Annotated in this window: 11 protein-coding genes; 8 read left to right on the plus strand and 3 right to left on the minus strand. The window is 75.1% G+C overall.

Annotated elements, in window-relative coordinates; translation table 11 throughout:
- Positions 1 to 264 precede the first annotated feature (264 nt).
- Both rho and OOK41_RS08255 read left to right on the plus strand, forming a co-directional pair.
- Positions 265 to 2373, plus strand: a complete 2109-nt coding sequence (gene rho, locus OOK41_RS08250) for a transcription termination factor Rho (RefSeq protein ID WP_266263684.1) — start codon at positions 265 to 267, stop codon at positions 2371 to 2373.
- A 153-nt stretch (positions 2374 to 2526) separates the two neighbouring features.
- Positions 2527 to 6024, plus strand: a complete 3498-nt coding sequence (locus OOK41_RS08255) for a phosphodiester glycosidase family protein (RefSeq protein ID WP_266263686.1) — start codon at positions 2527 to 2529, stop codon at positions 6022 to 6024.
- Positions 6025 to 6085: 61 nt separating this feature from the next.
- On the opposite strand, the gene OOK41_RS08260 is transcribed toward OOK41_RS08255, so the two are convergent.
- A complete protein-coding gene (locus OOK41_RS08260) occupies positions 6086 to 7021 on the minus strand; it encodes an AAA family ATPase (RefSeq protein WP_117665557.1) in 936 nt (311 codons plus the stop codon).
- Between the two features lie 321 nt (positions 7022 to 7342).
- Between OOK41_RS08260 and rpmE the strand changes: the two genes are divergently transcribed.
- Both rpmE and prfA read left to right on the plus strand, forming a co-directional pair.
- A complete protein-coding gene (gene rpmE, locus OOK41_RS08265) occupies positions 7343 to 7567 on the plus strand; it encodes a 50S ribosomal protein L31 (protein ID WP_117665559.1) in 225 nt (74 codons plus the stop codon).
- A gap of 117 nt (positions 7568 to 7684) precedes the next feature.
- A complete protein-coding gene (gene prfA, locus OOK41_RS08270; protein WP_117665561.1) occupies positions 7685 to 8773 on the plus strand; it encodes a peptide chain release factor 1 in 1089 nt (362 codons plus the stop codon).
- A gap of 17 nt (positions 8774 to 8790) precedes the next feature.
- On the opposite strand, the gene OOK41_RS08275 is transcribed toward prfA, so the two are convergent.
- The gene (locus OOK41_RS08275) at positions 8791 to 10341 is read right to left on the minus strand and encodes a GGDEF domain-containing protein (RefSeq protein ID WP_266263691.1); all 1551 of its coding nucleotides are present in this window, start codon (positions 10339 to 10341) and stop codon (positions 8791 to 8793) included.
- A 73-nt stretch (positions 10342 to 10414) separates the two neighbouring features.
- On the opposite strand from OOK41_RS08275, the gene OOK41_RS08280 reads away from it, so the two are divergent.
- The 4 genes from OOK41_RS08280 (at position 10415) to OOK41_RS08295 (ending at position 15089) form a co-directional block, all read left to right on the plus strand.
- A complete protein-coding gene (locus OOK41_RS08280; RefSeq protein WP_266263693.1) occupies positions 10415 to 11512 on the plus strand; it encodes a HemK/PrmC family methyltransferase in 1098 nt (365 codons plus the stop codon).
- Positions 11512 to 12156: an L-threonylcarbamoyladenylate synthase gene (locus OOK41_RS08285; RefSeq protein WP_266267754.1), complete on the plus strand. Its 645-nt coding sequence runs from the start codon at positions 11512 to 11514 to the stop codon at positions 12154 to 12156. The genes OOK41_RS08280 and OOK41_RS08285 overlap by 1 nt, the downstream gene beginning before the upstream one ends.
- A complete protein-coding gene (locus tag OOK41_RS08290; RefSeq protein ID WP_117665567.1) occupies positions 12157 to 12768 on the plus strand; it encodes a phosphotyrosine protein phosphatase in 612 nt (203 codons plus the stop codon). It begins immediately after the preceding gene.
- A 203-nt stretch (positions 12769 to 12971) separates the two neighbouring features.
- Positions 12972 to 15089 (plus strand): transglycosylase domain-containing protein, encoded by a 2118-nt coding sequence (locus OOK41_RS08295; RefSeq protein WP_266263695.1) that lies wholly within the window; start codon positions 12972 to 12974, stop codon positions 15087 to 15089.
- Positions 15090 to 15218: 129 nt separating this feature from the next.
- Here the strand turns inward: OOK41_RS08295 and OOK41_RS08300 are convergent, their stop codons facing one another.
- Complete coding sequence (locus tag OOK41_RS08300) at positions 15219 to 16691, minus strand: SDR family oxidoreductase (protein ID WP_266263697.1); 1473 nt, start codon at positions 16689 to 16691, stop codon at positions 15219 to 15221.
- Position 16692 lies beyond the last annotated feature (1 nt).

Below are 16692 nucleotides of genomic sequence, written 5' to 3' on the forward strand. Positions count from 1 at the left end.
ATGCGATCTCCCTGCGGGTCGGCGCACCCCCGAAGCTCTCGGCGGTCAGCCCGTCTCCCCTGCCAAAGGCCCACGCCGCACCGCAGTTTCCGCAGGTCGCCGCAGACGGCGAGACCTGCTCACCGATGTTGGTGAGTCGGGAAACCGACCGGCTGCTGTGTCACAGTCTCCCGCGACGCGTCATGCGAGGCGGGTGCACCGAGGCCGCCCGGCCACCTGCTTGTCGACTCCGGGCAGTCCCGGCCTATCGAGGGAAGGAATCCATTGAGCGACACCACCGACGTGACGTCGGATGTTTCCAACGTCGCTGGCGATGCCACCGCCGCCGCCCCCGTTCGCCGTCGGCGCAGCGGCACCGGCCTGTCGGCGATGCTGCTGCCGGAGTTGCAGAGCCTGGCCGCGTCGCTCGGCATCTCCGGCACGGCTCGCATGCGTAAGGGCGAGCTGATCAGCGCGATCACCGAGCGGCAGGGCGGTGCCGGCGCCGGGACCCCTCGACCGCGGGCCGAGGTCGCGGCTGCTGCTGCCCCCACTCGTGAGGAGGTGCACGCGGAGGTCTCCCCGTCCGGCGACCAGAACCGGGCCCCGGCGGAGCCGGCTGCTGCCGCGCCTACCGAGGGCCGGACCAGGACCCGGCGCAGCCGGGCCGCCGCCGTCGCCGAGTCCCGGGCCGCCGAGGCGGAGACCCGGCCGGCCGAGCCTCGCGCCGAGGAGCCGCCGGCCGCGACCGGCACCGAACCCGCCGAGCGTGGCGAGGGCCGCCGGGAGCGCGGTGAGGGCCGGGGCGGCCGGGATCAGGCCGAGCGGACTGAACGGACCGAGCGGGCCGAGCGTGCCGAGCGGACTGAGCGTGCCGAGCGGACTGAGCGTGCCGAGCGGACCGACCGGGCCGAGCGTGTCGACCGGGCCGAGCGGACCGAGCGTGGCGAGCGGACCGAGCGCGGCGAGCGGACCGAGCGCGGCGACCGCAACGAGCGGGCCGAGCGTGGCGAGCGGGGCGACCGCAACGACCGCGGCGACCGGGCCGAGCGCGGTGAGCGCAACGACCGGAGCGACCGCAACGACCGTAACGACCGGGGCCCGCGCGCCGATCGGGACAACGACGACGACGACGAGAACGGCGGCCGGCGGGGCCGGCGCAGTCGCTTCCGGGACCGTCGTCGGGGCCGCGGTGAGCGCGGCGAGGACGGCGGCGGCGCTGGTGGCGGTGGCGGTGGCCGCGAGCCGCAGGTGAGCGAGGACGACGTCCTCGTCCCGGTCGCCGGCATCATCGACGTGCTCGACAACTACGCCTTCGTCCGGACCACCGGCTACCTGGCCGGCCCGAACGACGTGTACGTCTCGATGTCCCAGATCAAGAAGTACGGCCTGCGGCGCGGTGACGCGATCACCGGTGCCGTGCGCGCGGCGCGGGACGGCGAGCAGCGGCGGGACAAGTACAACCCGCTGGTGCGGCTGGACACCATCAACGGGATGGAGCCGGACGAGGCGAAGCGCCGGCCGGAGTTCTACAAGCTGACTCCGCTGTACCCGCAGGAGCGGTTGCGGTTGGAGACCGAGCCGCACATCCTGACGACCCGGGTCATCGACCTGGTCATGCCGCTCGGCAAGGGCCAGCGGGCGCTGATCGTGTCGCCGCCGAAGGCGGGCAAGACGATGGTGCTCCAGGCGATCGCGAACGCGATCACGCACAACAATCCGGAGTGTCACCTGATGGTGGTGCTGGTGGACGAGCGGCCCGAAGAGGTCACCGACATGCAGCGGTCGGTGAAGGGCGAGGTCATCGCGGCCACGTTCGACCGTCCGCCGCAGGACCACACGACGGTGGCGGAGCTGGCGATCGAGCGGGCGAAGCGGCTGGTCGAGTTGGGGCACGACGTGGTCGTGCTGCTCGACTCCGTGACCCGGCTCGGTCGGTCGTACAACCTGGCGGCGCCGGCCTCGGGCCGGATCATGTCGGGTGGTATCGACTCCACCGCGCTCTACCCGCCGAAGCGGTTCCTGGGTGCGGCCCGCAACATCGAGAACGGCGGCTCGCTGACCATCCTCGCCACCGCGCTGGTGGAGACCGGTTCCATGGCGGACACGGTCATCTTCGAGGAGTTCAAGGGCACCGGCAACGCGGAGCTGAAGCTGGACCGGAAGATCGCCGACAAGCGGACCTTCCCGGCCATCGACATCCACCCGTCCGGCACCCGCAAGGAGGAGATCCTGCTCGCGCCGGAGGAGCTGGCCATCATCCACAAGCTCCGCAAGGTCCTGCACTCGCTGGACTCGCAGGCGGCGCTGGACCTGCTGCTGGACCGGCTCAAGCAGTCCCGGACCAACATCGAGTTCCTGATGCAGATCGCGAAGTCCACGCCGGGAGAGTGACCGGCGGGGACTGACGGAAGGGCACGGCCGCTCGCGGCCGTGCCCTTCCGCGTCGTCGGGGCAGGTCGCCGGGCCTGCCGGGGCGTGAAGTTTTCCTTCGGTTAAGCCGTTGGGTATTGAAACTTCTGTTCACCGTCGGGTTGACTGGCGTCCATGCGCACCCGCAGTCGATCCGCTCACCTCGCCGGCGTCCTGCTGCTGACGCCGCTACTCACCCTGACCGGCCCCGCGCCGGCCACGGCCGGACCGCCCCCGGCCCCGGCCGCCGAGACCGCCGCCGAGGACGCCCCCCGCGCCTCGTCCGCCCCCGCCGACGCGGTCGCGCTCGCCGGTGACCCGGCTGCGGCCAGCGCCGCCACCCGCGCCGCCAGCGGCGTCGAGCCGGCCGGCGGCCTGGAGACCGTCAAGACCGTCCGGCCGGTCGCCCCCGGCCTCGACCTGACCTCCTTCGACCGGTACGACGCCGACGGCTGGTTGCGCGCCGACGCGCTGACCGCCGACCTCACCGGCGGGGTCACCGTGGACTACGTCAACTCCGGCGAGGTGGCGAAGGCCGAGCCGCTGCGCGGCGCGGTGGACCGGTCCCGGGCCGTCGCCGCCGTCAACGGCGACTTCTTCGACATCAACAACTCCGGGGCGGCCCAGGGGATCGGGGTACGCGGCGGGGAACTGGTCCAGTCGCCCGTCGCCGGGCACCCCAACGCCGTCGCGATCAGCGCCGACGGCCTCGGCCGGGTGATCCAGGTGAACTTCGACGGCACCGCCACCCTGCCCACCGGCCCGGTGCCGCTGACCCAGTTCAACAACATGGTGCAGACGAACGGGATCGGCCTGTTCACCCCGCTCTGGGGAACGTACCCCCGGGAACGTGCGGTGGCGGTGGCGCAGCGCGTCGCCGAGGTGACCGTGGTCGACGGGCGGGTCGCGACGGTGACCACGGCGGCGGGCGCCGGCCCGATCCCCGCCGGCACCACCGTGCTGCTCGGCCGGGACACCGGCGCGGACGCCCTCGCCGGCCTGCGGCCGGGCGACCCGGTGAGCGTGGCGTACCGGCCGAAGGCCTCCGACGACGGCACCCTGCGCGCGGCGGTCGGCGGCGGCAACGTGCTGGTCCGCGACGGGGCGGTGCAGAGCATCGCCGACGCCTCCCTGGCGCCGCGCACCGCGGTCGGCTTCACCGCCGACGGCAAGCGCATGATCATGCTCACCGTGGACGGCCGGCAGGTGGACAGCCGGGGCGTCACCCAGACCGAGATGGGCCGGATGATGGCCGAGCTGGGCGCGTGGACCGCGCTCAACCTCGACGGCGGCGGCTCCTCGACCCTGCTGGCCCGCCGCCCCGGCGAGGCGACCGTCGAGGTGGCGAACAGCCCGTCCGACGGCGCCGAGCGCGCCGTGCCCAACGGCCTGGCCATCTACGCGCCGAAGGGCAGCGGCCGGCTCACCGGCTACTGGCTGCGCACCACCAGCGACCCCACCGCCGCGCCAGGAGTCGCCCCGGTCCGGGGCGGCCGGCCCGACCGGGTCTTCCCCGGCCTCACCCGCCGGCTCACCGCCACCGGCCACGACGAGACGTACGGCCCGGCGGCCGGTGCCCCGGCGTGGCGGGCGAACCCGGCCGCGCACGGGAAGGTCACCGGCGACGGGGTCTTCCGGGCCGGGGTGCCCGGCCGCAGCACCGTCACCGCCTGGCGGGGCGGGGCCAGCGGCCGGCTCGACCTCACGGTGCTCGGCCCGCTGGCCCGGATCGACGCCACGACCGACCGGGTCGGCCTGAACCGGGCCGGCGACGCCGCCCTGTTCGGCGTCGTCGGCTACGACGCCGAGGGCAACACCGCCCCGATCGAGCCCGCCGACCTGCGGCTCGACTACGACCGGAGCCTGCTCGACGTCACCCCCACCGAGGACGGCAACCTCTCGGTGAAGGCGGTCGCCGACAGCGGCTCCGCCCTGGTCACCGTGCGCGTCGGGGCCTGGACCACCGTGCTGCCGGTCACCGTCGGGCTCACCGACGTCCCGGTGGCCACCTTCGACGACGCGGCGTCCTGGAAGTTCAGCCAGGCCCGGGCCAGCGGCTCCGTCGCCCCGGCGCCGGGCCACACCGGCACCGGCCTGAGGATGTCGTACGACTTCAGCCAGTCCACCGGCACCCGGGCCGCGTACGCCGACCCGCCGGCCTGGATCGAGGTGCCCGGCCAGCCGCAGGCGTTCGGCATGTGGATCAACGGCAACGGCACGGGGGAGTGGCCCAGCCTGCACCTGCACGACGCCCAGGACACCCAGCACGTGCTGCGCGGACCGCTGATCACCTGGACCGGCTGGCGGTACGTCGAGTTCGCCGTTCCGGCCGGCGTGCAGTACCCCGTGCGGGTGCGCCGGTTCTACGTGGCGGAGACCAACGCCGCCGCCCAGTACACCAGTGAGATCGTCGTCGACGACCTGGTGGCCAAGGTGCCGCCGACCCTCGACGTGCCGGCCGAGACGCCGCGCACCGACCGGGTGGTGCTGCGCGACGGCACCGTCGACGGGGCGCCCTGGCGCTTCGCGGTGATGTCCGACGCCCAGTTCGTCGCCGCCGCCCCGGACAGCGAGCTGGTCGCCCAGGCCCGCCGCACGCTGCGCGAGGTCCGGGCCGCCAAGCCGGACTTCCTGGTGATCAACGGGGACTTCGTGGACACCGCGTACCCGGCGGACTTCGCCCTGGCGAGGCGGATCCTCGACGAGGAGTTGGGCGGCGAGCTGCCCTACTACTACGTCCCCGGCAACCACGAGATCATGGGCGCCCCGATCGGCAACTTCACCGCCGCGTTCGGGGCCACCTCCCGGGTCTTCGACCACGCCGGCACCCGGTTCGTCACGCTGAACACGTCCGCCGGGTCGCTGCGGGGCAGCGGTTTCGGCCAGGTCGAGCTGCTGCGCGCCACCCTCGACCGGGCCGCCGCCGACGCCAGCGTCGGCTCGGTGGCCGTGCTGTTCCACCACCCGCCGCGCGACCCCAGCCCGGCCAAGGCCAGCCAGCTCGGCGACCGCAAGGAGGCGGCGCTGGTCGAGCAGTGGCTCGCCGACTTCCAGCACCGCACCGGCAAGGGCGCGCTCGTGGTCAACGGCCACGTCGGCACGTTCCACGCCGACCGGGTCGACGGGGTGCCGTACGTGGTCAACGGCAACGCGGGCAAGGACCCGTCCACTCCGGCGCAGCTCGGCGGCTTCACCGGCTGGACGGAGTTCGGCGTCGACCCGGTCACCCCGGCCGAGGCCGAGCGGGCCCGCCGCGACCCGCTCGCCGAGGGCCCCCGCTGGGTGTCCGCCGAGTTCCACGCCCACGTCGACCGGCTCGCGCTGACCGCGCCGGAGACGGTGCCGGTGGGCACCCCGGCCCGGGTCACCGCGACGCTCACCCAGCCGAGCGGGCGGGTCGTGCCGGTGGCCGCCCCGGTCAGCGCGGACTGGTCCGCCTCGCCGAGCGTCCACGTCGGACCGGCCGGCGGGCTGCGGCCCTGGCACGTGGCCCGGTTCGACCCGGCCACGGGCGAGCTGACGGCGCTGCGTCCGGGCGCGACGGTCCGGCTCGCGGTGACGGTCAACGGCGTCCGCGCCGAGGCCACCGTCACCCTCACCCGGGCCGCCGCCGCCCAGCGTCCCGCCGCCTGAGCCGTACGGGAGGCCCCTGCCGGCCGGCAGGGGCCTCCCCGCGCGCGACCTGGAGGACGGCTCAGAAGTCGCCCTCGGCGACCTGGAAGACGGTGAGCCCGAGGGAGCGCCACATCCGGACCACCTGCATCCGGTCGTCGAAGACGCCGACCACCCGGTAGCGGCCCTCGATCTCGCGTTCGTAGATCTCCTGCTTGACCACGGAGTCCCGGCGGGCGTCGCCGACGGCCCGCAGGTGCAGCGCCAGGTAGGGCACCCGCACGTGGCGGGCCAGCCAGGCGACCGTGTCGGCCCGGGCGGAGGCGTCCCGGCCGGAGCAGAAGACCACCCCGTACCCGGCGGCGTGCATCGCCCGGACCGCCGCGACCACCGCCTCGTTCGGCACGTCCTCGGCCACCCGGGTCATGTCGTACGGGCTGCGGGAGACGTGCAGCGCCACCGTCCCGTCGAGGTCTACCAGGACGATCTCCGGGGGCTCGGCCGGCGCGCCGCCCCGGCGCGCCGGGGCGCCGGGGGTGACCTCGGGGACCGGCAGCGGCAGGGGGCGGTTCGCCAGGAAGCGGTCGTGCAGCCGGCGGATCGCCGCCTCGCCCACCCGGTCGACCGCCGGCCGCGCGGCGTCCCGGCGCAGGCACTCGTCGAGGGGTACGTCGGTGAAGTCGTGCACCTCGAAGCCGGCCCCGCAGTCGGCGGCCAGCCGGGCCCAGTCCCGCAGCGTCCGGGCCCGCAGGTTGGTGTCGTCCACGCACACGCTCACCCGGCCCCGCAGCAGCGCCTCCACCTGGGCCCGCTGGGCCCGGGTCACCTGGGCCTCCGCCCACTGGGTGAAGAGCCGCTCGCCGTGCAGCATCCGGCGCAGGTCGTCCCGGTTCACCCGGACCACCGACGGTTGCAGGGTGCGGGCGAAGGTGGTCTTGCCCGAGGCGGGCAGCCCCCGGGTGGCGACCAGTCGGGGCGGAACCCCCGTCCCGGGCGGTTCCTGGGGCGAATCGGACACCAGCCCACCGTACGCCCGGCCGCACCCGCCCGCCGCCCGCTCCCCGGCGGCGACCGGCCGCGGGCGGGGTTCCCCTCCGCGGGGGTGTCGCGCCAAGGGCCCGCCGGCGCCGGACTGCGGGGCGGCGGGGCGGGAATGCGGCAGGATACCGGCACGTTGACGAAGCCGGACCTGCTGTGCGGCCCGCCTGAGGGACCGGCTCACGCCCATGGCACACTGGTCAGTCGGCCACCGGTTCCGGTTCACGCCCGAGCCCGGCGCGCACCACGCGTCGGGGCCGCACGGCGACCCGGCGACCACCCACGAAAGGACCGAGGCGACATGAAGTCCAACATCCACCCGGAGTACACGACCACCGAGGTCAGCTGCTCCTGCGGCAGCACCTTCACGACCCGCAGCACCGCCAAGGGCGGTTCCATCCACGTCGAGACCTGCAGCGCCTGCCACCCGTTCTACACCGGTAAGCAGCGCGTCCTCGACACGGCCGGCCGGGTCGCCAAGTTCCAGCAGAAGTACGCCAAGGTTCAGGCCAAGAAGGCCAAGTAGCTCCCGTTCGGCGCCCGCGTCCGGCTTCCTGCCGGGCGCGGGCGCTGTCCGTATCGCCCCCGTCTGTCCGGCCGACCGTCCCCGGCCGGTCCTCGTCGTCGAAGGAGCACCCCGAGCATGAGCAGCGAACGGCTGGCCGCCCTCCTCGACGAGTACGCCGAGCTGGAGAAGCGCCTCGCGGACCCGGCCATCCACGCCGACCAGGGCACCGCCCGCCGGGTCGGCCGCCGGTACGCCGAGCTGGTCCCGCTGCGCAAGGCGGCCGGGGAACTGGAGCAGGCCCGCGCCGACCTGGTCGCCGCGAAGGAGCTGGCCGCCGAGGACCCGTCCTTCGCCACCGAGGCGGAGTCGATCGCGGCCACCCTGCCGGCGCTGGAGCAACGCCTCGCCGAACTGCTGATCCCGCGCGACCCGCACGACGCCAAGGACGTGATCGTCGAGATCAAGGCCGGCGAGGGCGGCGAGGAGTCCGCCCTGTTCGCCGGTGACCTGCTGCGCATGTACACCCGCTACGCCGAGCGGCGCGGCTGGCTCACCGAGGTGCTCGACGCGCAGGACTCCGACCTGGGCGGGGTGAAGGACGTCTCGCTGGCGATCAAGACCAAGGGTGTCCCGGAGGGCGGCAACGGGGTCTGGTCCCGGCTCAAGTGGGAGGGCGGCGTGCACCGGGTGCAGCGCGTCCCGGTCACCGAGTCGCAGGGGCGGATCCACACCAGTGCCGCCGGCGTCCTGGTGCTGCCCGAGGCCGAGGACGTGGACGTCGTCATCGACTCGAACGACCTGCGGATCGACGTGTTCCGCTCGTCCGGGCCGGGTGGGCAGTCGGTTAACACCACCGACTCGGCGGTGCGGATCACCCACGTGCCGACCGGGATCGTGGTCTCCTGTCAGAACGAGAAGTCCCAGCTCCAGAACCGGGAGCAGGCGATGCGCATCCTGCGGGCCCGGCTGCTGGCCGCCGCCCAGGAGCAGGCCGACGCCGCCGCCTCGGACGCCCGCAAGGCACAGGTGCGCACGATGGACCGTTCGGAGCGGATCCGCACGTACAACTTCCCGCAGAACCGGATCACCGACCACCGGATCGGCTACACGGCGTACAACCTCGACCTGACCCTCGCCGGTGAGCTGGACGGCGTGCTGGACGCCCTCGCCGAGGCCGACCGCGCCGCCCGGCTGGCCGGCGACACCGAGCTGACCCGCCGCTGACCGACCCCGGGAGAGGGTCAGGAGGCGCGGGGGCGGGTCTTTGCGGCGAGCATCTCCCGGTCGGCGGTCTCGAACGCCGTGCCGAGCGCGTCGCGCAGACCCGGGCCGGAGCCGGTGACCTCGGCGAAGCCGATGCTGACCCCGACCGGGGCGCCGGGCACCAGGGACTCCCAGTCCTCCGTGCGCACCGCCGCCTCGATCCGGCGGGCCACCTCGGCCGCCTCGGCCATGCCGGCGCCCGACAGCACCACCACGAACTCGTCGCCGCCGTAGCGGGCCACGAAGTCACCCCGGCGCATCACCCGGTTGATCACCCCGGCGACGCGCTGGAGGACCAGGTCGCCGGAGTGGTGGCCGTGCCGGGTGTTGACCGCCTTGAAGCCGTCCAGGTCGCAGACGCCGATCACCACCCGTTCGCCGCGGGCCACCACCGCCGCGATGTAGCGCTCCAGCCGGCGCCGGTTGGGCAGCCCGGTCAGCGGGTCGGTGAGCGCCTCGCCCTCGTACCGGGCGGCCTCGCGGCGCATCTCCTCGTGGTCGATCCGGGCGGCGATGCCATCGATGTAGACGTCCCGCAGCCGGTCGTTGCGCTGCGCGGCGAGCCGGAACGCGTGCCGGTCGGCCCGGTGCGCCGCCGGGTGGTCGCCGGCCCGCGCGTACGCGATGCTGCGCAGCCGCGCCGGCTCGGCCGCGCCGAGGGTCTCGTGGGAGACCCGGGCGTTGTCCAGCCGGGTGACCGCCTCGATCGGGTTGCCGGCCGCGACGGCCAGGCACACCTGGCCGAGCTGACGCAGGTCGCGGGCCCGGGCGCTGTCCCCGCCGTGGGCGAGCAGCCGGGTCGGGTCCGCGTCGGTGCCGGTCTCCACCCGGTCGCCCAGCGCGGCCCGCCGGGCGGCGGCGTAGCCGTACGCGGCGAGGCTGCTCGGCCGAAGCTGGCCGGCCCGCTCGCCGCGCAGGAACCGGCCCAGGTCGGAGGCGACGTCCCGGAGCACCCGCAGACAGCCGTCGCTGTCGCCGTTGTGGTCGAGGGCCACCGCGTTGCGCAGCCGGATCCCGGGGGCGGCGAAGGTCTCCTCGGGGATGCCGGCGGCGACCCCGAGCTGGCGGGCGCGTTCGATGGCACCGAGGGCGTACCCGTGGAAGCTCAGGTACGAGTAGGCCATCGCCAGGTCGTGCCAGCCCCACGCGGTGTCCCGGTCCGGGTCGTCCACCGCGCCGAGCGCCCGCGCCGCCTTGACCAGGTGGGTGACGCACCGGTCGAGCGCCCCCTGGTGGTGGGCGGCGAGCGCGGCCAGGGCGTTGACGTGCCCGTGCAGGTAGGGCTCGGGCAGGTCCCGGACGGCGTTGGACGCCTCCTCGATGGCCCGGGTGAACTCGGCGGTGCGACCGAGATTGATCAACGCGGAGAGGCGCTGCACCAGCGCGTCCGCCCGGGCGTATGGGTTGGCGGTGCTGTGGACCACCCCGTCGAGCAGTACGCACGCCTCGGCGGAGCGGTCCACCTCCTGCAGGTCGCGGGCCCGGGTGAGGACGTCAACCTGGTCGTTGACCCGGTCGAGCCAGCCCACCCGCGACCTCCCTGTCGGTGTGCGCCGACGCACCAGCTCGTGGTGCGTTCCGGCGACGCTTCATGATTATGTCGTGACCTTCCTCCCGCAACACCCGTCCGAAGGGTCAGAACGGCTTCGGCCCTCGGTGGCGGTGGCCCGCGCCGCGCGGACCCTCGCCGCGGCGGGCGTCGAGGCGGCCCGCGCCGAGGCCGAGCTGCTCGCCGCGCACGTGCTGGGCGTACCCCGGGGGCGGCTGGCGCTGGCCGCCGGCCTCACCGCCGGCCAGCTCGACCGGTACGCCGCCCTGGTCGCCCGGCGGGCGGCCCGGGAGCCGTTGCAGCACCTCACCGGCAGCGCCGGCTTCCGGCACCTGGAGCTGGCGGTCGGGCCGGGCGTCTTCGTGCCCAGACCGGAGACCGAGCTGTTGGCCGGCTGGGGCGTCGACCAGGCCCGGCTTCGGCCCGGGGGTGCCCCGTCGCCCGCCGAGCCGGGGTGCGCCGAGTCACCGGCGGCCGGTACCGCCGCGCGGGCCGAGCCGCCGGCCGCCGGGGCTGCCGAGGGGGACGCTGCGGCCGAGGCCGCCCTCGGCGGGCCGCTGGTGGTCGACCTGTGCAGCGGCTCGGGGGCGATCGCGCTGGCGGTCGCCCAGGAGGCTCCCGCCGCCCGGGTGGTGGCGGTGGAGCGGTCGCCGGCCGCGCTGGCCTGGCTGCGCCGCAACGCCGCCGACCGGGTCGCCGCCGGGGACCGGCCGGTCGAGGTGGTGGCCGCCGACGTCACCGACCCGGAGCTGCTGTCCGGGCTCACCGGGCGGGTGGACGTGCTGCTGTGCAACCCGCCGTACGTGCCGCGCGCGGTGCTCGTCCCGCCGGAGGTGGCGGCGCACGACCCCGACGAGGCGGTCTTCGGCGGGGCGGACGGGCTGGACGTGATCCGGCCGGTGCTCGCCCGGGCCGCCGAGCTGCTGCGCCCCGGCGGGGTGCTCGGGGTCGAGCACGACGACACGCACGGGGCGGTGGTGCCGGCGCTGCTCGCCGCCGACGGCCGGTACGAGGCGGTCGAGGAGCATCGGGACCTGGCCGGGCGGGCCCGGTTCGCCACCGCCCGCCGCCGCCGGGAGGCCGTGCCCGTGGGACCTGGTCACGCCGAGGAGGCCGGCGGGGCCCGGGCGTGGCAGACTGGCTCCTCGTGATGCTCTACGACTGCCGGTCGCCCGCCGACCGGGACCGCGGCATCGCCGCTGCCATCGAGGCTGTCAAGAACGGCGAGCTGGTCGTCCTGCCGACGGACACGGTCTACGGGATCGGCGCCGACGCCTTCACGCCGTACGCGGTGAAGGCGCTCTCGGACGCCAAGGGTGGCAGCCGGCAGGCCCCGCCGGTGCTGATCGGGTCCCGGCACACCCTCGACGGGCTGGTCTTCACGCTGCCCCGGTCGGCCCGCGACCTGGTCGAGGCGTTCTGGCCGGGCGCGCTGACCATCGTGGTGGAGCACTCGCCGAGCCTGTCGTGGGACCTGGGCGACGACAGCGGCAGGGTCGCCGTGCGGATGCCGCTGCATCCGGCGGCCCTGGAGGTGCTGCGGGAGACCGGCCCGATGGCGGTGGTGTCGGCCAACAAGGTCGGTCAGCCGGCGGCGGTCACCGCCGAGGCGGCCCGGGAGCAGCTCGGCTACACCGTCCGGGCGTACCTGGAGGCGGGGCCCTGCCCGGATCCGGTGCCGAGCACCATCGTCGACCTCACCGGCGACGTGCCCCGGGTGCTGCGCGCCGGGGCGATCCCGTTCGAGAAGCTGCGGGACGTCGTGCCCGACATCGTCGAGAGCCGGGTGGGCTGAGTGCCGCCGTTCACCGTCCTGCACGTCTGCATGGGCAACATCTGTCGCTCGCCGATGGCGGAGCGGCTGCTGGCGCTGGCCGTCCGCGAGCGGCTGACCCGGCGCGGCGCCGACCTGGCCGGCGCGGACGGGCTGCTGCACAGCCACAGCGCCGGCACCGGCGGCTGGCACGCGGGGGAGGAGATGAACCCGCCGGCCGCCCGGCAGGTGGTCTCCCGGGGCGGTGCCGCGGCCGGCTTCGCCGCCCGCAAGCTGCGCTCCGACCAGATCGACGCCGCCGACCTGGTCCTCACCGCCACCGCCGACCAGCAGGAGTACGTGGTGGCGCTGCGCCCCGACGCCGCCGCCCGCACCTTCGTGCTCGGCGAGTTCGGCCGGCTGTTGGCGGCGGTGGACGCCGCCGCGCTGCCGGCCGCCGAGGCCAGCCCGGACGCGGTGTACACGCGCGGGGTGGCCCTGGTCGCCGCCGTGCACGCGGCCCGGCAGGGCGCGTCCCCGCTGCACACCGACGACCTCGACGACCCGTGGGGGCGGGGCGACCAGTGCTTCAGCCGGGTGGCCGACGAGATCGAGGAGACCGTCCACCCGCTGGCCGCCGTCCTGCTGCCCTGACGCCCGGCCACCCTGTACCGCCGCCCGGTCCCGGCCGGGCCGGCCGTCCCGCGCGGCCGGCCGGTCGTCCCGCGCGTCCCGCGGCGCGTCGCGTGTCTTTCTCGCGAAACTCGTCCCCCTTTGGGGAAAAGCGGGGGTGCCTGGTGGGTTCCAGGTCATTCTGAACGAGTCCGCACGCTGACCGGCTCCTGCGGGGAGAGCTGATGATCCGGGTTCGTCGTCTCGACAAGCTGATGACCATCGTGATTGCCGGGCTGCTCGCCGGACTGGCGCTGGCCGTGGCCGCCCTGCCGGCCGCCCTGGTCCTCGGGATCGGCGTGCGGGGGCTCACCGAGCCCTGGCCCGAGCTGCCCGCGTCGCTGAGCACGCCGCCCACGGCCCAGCGTTCCACCCTCTACGCCAACGACGGCACCACCCTGATCACCTCGTTCTACACCGAGGACCGGGTGGACGTGCCGCTGAGCCGGGTGGCGCCGGTGATGCGCCAGGCCATCGTCGCCGCCGAGGACGTCCGCTTCTACCAGCACCCGGGCGTCGACGCGCGCGGCGTGGTCCGGGCGTTCACCGCCAACCAGCGTGACGGCACCCGGCAGGGCGCGTCCACGCTGACCATGCAGTACGTCCGCAACGTGCTGGCCGGCGACCCGGCGCTCACCGAGGAGCAGCGGGCCAAGGCCACCGAGATCACCGTCTCCCGCAAGCTCAAGGAGATGCGGTACGCCCTGGCGCTGGAACGAAAGCTGAGCAAGGACCAGATCCTCGCCGGCTACCTCAACATCGCCTACTTCGGCGCCGGGGCGTACGGGGTGGCCGCCGCCAGCAAGCGGTACTTCTCCAAGCAGCCGGCGGCGCTCACGCTGGCCGAGGCCGCCCTGCTCGCCGGGCTGGTCCGCTCGCCGAACACCGACGACCCGATCAACGGCGACGCCGACGCGGCGTTGCTCCGCCGGGCGTACGTGCTGGACCGGCTGGTCGAGACCGGCCAGGTCGCGCCCGACGTGGCCGCGGCGGCGAAGGCCGAGCCGCTGCTGCTGAAGCCCAGCACGACGCCGAACGACTGCACGGCCGTCCCGGAGGAGCACGCCGACTGGGGCTTCTTCTGCGACTGGTTCACCAGTTGGTGGAACGAGCAGCCGGCCTTCGGCGCCACCGTCGACGAGCGGCAGCGCACCCTGCGCCGGGGCGGCTTCCGGATCGTCACCTCGTTCGACCCGGCCGTCCAGCAGACCGCCAGCGCGCAGGTGCGGAAGGTGTACGACGTCGACGACCGCCGCGTCGCGCCGACCGCCGTGGTGCAGCCGGGCACCGGCCGGGTCCTGGCCCTGGCGGTCAACCGGAACTACAGCATGGCCGACAACCCGGCGGGCTGGACGAACCGCCCGAACACGGTGAACCAGCTCGTCGCCGGTGGTGGGACGATCGTCGGCTACCAGGCCGGCTCGACGTTCAAGATGTTCACCATGCTCGCCGCGCTGGAGGCCGGCCTGCCGCTGGACACCGGATTCGACGCGCCGGCCCGCATCGTCACCCGCTTCGAGGTCGGCGGCGGCTCGGCCAACTGCGGCGGCCGGTGGTGCCCGGTGAACGCCGACCCGCTCGGGATGGACGGCTACCGGACCATGTGGGACGCCTTCGGCCGGTCGGTCAACACCTACTTCGCCTGGTTGACCGAACGGGTCGGCGCGGACCGGGTGGTGGAGATGGCCGAGCGGCTCGGCATCCGGTTCCGCGCCGAGGACGACGCCCGGCTGGCCCGGTACGGCGCGCGGGACTGGGGGCCGTTCACCCTGGGGGTTACCGCCACCACCCCGCTCGACCTGGCCGGGGCGTACGCGGCGGTGGCTGCGGAGGGCCGGTGGTGCGCGCCCACGCCGGTGTTGTCGATCACCGACAGCGGTGGCCGGCCGGCCACCGCCGGTGGCCCGGACTGCCGGCAGGTGCTCGACGTCGACGTGGCCCGGGGCGCGGCGGACGCCGCCCGCTGCCCGGTCGGCGACCAGTCGATGTACCAACGCTGCTCCGGCGGCACCGCCTCCGACCTGCGCGCCGACCTGGGCCGGCCGGTGGCCGGCAAGACCGGCAGCTCGGACGGGAACGGGACGGAGACCGTCGTGGCCTTCACCCCGCAGCTCGCCGTCGCCTCGATCGCGGCGAACCCCGACGATCCGCGCGACGCGGTGGGCGCGGCGGTCCAGGCCCGCCTGGTCGACGTGGTCGGCACGGTCCTCTACGACGCGTTGCGCGGCGAGCCGGTCCGCGACTTCGTCCCGCCCGGCGAGTCGGTCGCCCTCCGCGTCACGGGCGCCCGCACCGGCAACTGACCCCCGCGATCATGGAGCCGTGGCGCCCCGCACAAGCCGCATGACGGGTGAAACGGGCACCACGGCTCCATGATCGACGCGGTGCGGGTGGGTCAGGGGCGGGTGGGTGGGTGGTGGGTGGGTGGTGGGTCAGGGGTGGGGGTGGGGGTGTTCGGCGTGGTGGGCGATGTTGCGGGCCATGCCGCCGAAGACGATCGCGTGGAACGGGAAGACCGCGCCCCAGTAGGCGTGGCCGGCCAGGCCCCTCGGGAGGAAGACCGCGCGCTGGACGTAGCTGCTCGCGCCGGCCTCGCCGGGCTCGACGCGCATCTCCAGCCAGGCCCGGCCGGGCAGCCGCATTTCGGCGCGCAGCCGCAGCAGCTTGCCCGGGAGGACCTCCTCGACCCGCCAGAAGTCCAGCGCCTCGCCGACCCGGAGGCGGTGCGGGTCGCGCCGGCCCCGGCGCAGCCCCACCCCGCCGATCAGCCGGTCCAGCCAGCCGCGCGCCGACCAGGCCAGCGGGAACGAGTACCAGCCGTGCTCGCCGCCGATGCCCTCGATCACCCGCCACAGCGCGTCCGGCGGGGCGGCCACGGCCCGCTGCCGTACGTCGGTGTAGACCGTGCCGCCGGACCACCGCGGGTCGCTGGGCAGCGGCTCGGCCGGGGCGTCCGGCCCGCTCGCGGTCGACCACCGGGTCTCCACCTCGGCGTCGCGGACCTTCGCCAGCGCCAGCCTGACGGCCTCGTCGAAGCCGGTCAGCCCGCCCGGCGGGTCGGCCACGTACGCCGCGATGTCGTGCTCGTGGGTCACGGCCTCCTGGACCAGGCTCTCCACCAGCGGCCGGGCGATGGCGTTCGGCACCGGCGTGATCAGCCCGACCCAGTACGAGGAGAGCGACGGGGTCAGCGGGCGCACCGGCAGGACGAGCCGCCGGGGCAGCCCGGCCACCCGGGCGTAGCGCTGCATCATGTCCTCGAAGGTGAGCACGTCCGGGCCGCCGATGTCGAAGGCCCGGTTCACCTCCGGCGGCAGCGTGGCGCAGCCGACCAGGTAGCGCAGCACGTCCCGGACGGCGATCGGCTGGATCCGGTTGCGCACCCAGCGCGGGGTCACCATCGCCGGCAGCCGCTCGGTGAGATGGCGCAGCATCTCGAACGACGCCGAGCCGGACCCGATGATCACCGCCGCCCGGAGCACCGCCGTGGGCACCCCGCCGGCCAGCAGGATCCGCGCCACCTCCGCCCGGGACCGCAGGTGCGGCGACGGGACGCCGCCGTCGGCCCTCGGTTCCGGCCCGCTTAGGTAGACGATCCGGCGTACGCCCGCGACGCGGGCCGCGTCGGCGAAGTGGGCCGCCGCCTCCCGGTCGGCCGCCTCGAAGCCGGCCTGGCCGAGCGAGTGCACCAGGTAGTACGCGACGTCCACGCCGGCGAGCGCGGCCGGCAGGGTCTCCGGTTTCCGCAGGTCGCCCTCGGCGATCTCGGCCCGCGCCGCCCACGGCACGTCGCGCAGCCGGCCGGCCCGGCGGGCCAGGCAGCGCACGGTGTGCCCCTCCGCCAGCAGCCGGGGCGCGAGCCGTCCGCCGATGTACCCGGTCGCACCGGTGACGAGGCATCTCACG

The organism is Micromonospora sp. NBC_01655, assembly GCF_026339755.1.
Taxonomy (GTDB): Bacteria; Actinomycetota; Actinomycetes; order Mycobacteriales; family Micromonosporaceae; genus Micromonospora.

Bases quoted from the DNA above. Each gene is read 5' to 3' on its own strand.
- OOK41_RS08255 (WP_266263686.1), top strand. From the start codon at position 2,527: ATGCGCACCCGCAGTCGATCCGCTCACCTCGCCGGCGTCCTGCTGCTG.
- rpmE (WP_117665559.1), top strand. From the start codon at position 7,343: ATGAAGTCCAACATCCACCCGGAGTACACGACCACCGAGGTCAGCTGC.
- prfA (WP_117665561.1), top strand. From the start codon at position 7,685: ATGAGCAGCGAACGGCTGGCCGCCCTCCTCGACGAGTACGCCGAGCTG.
- OOK41_RS08285 (WP_266267754.1), top strand. From the start codon at position 11,512: ATGCTCTACGACTGCCGGTCGCCCGCCGACCGGGACCGCGGCATCGCC.
- OOK41_RS08295 (WP_266263695.1), top strand. From the start codon at position 12,972: ATGATCCGGGTTCGTCGTCTCGACAAGCTGATGACCATCGTGATTGCC.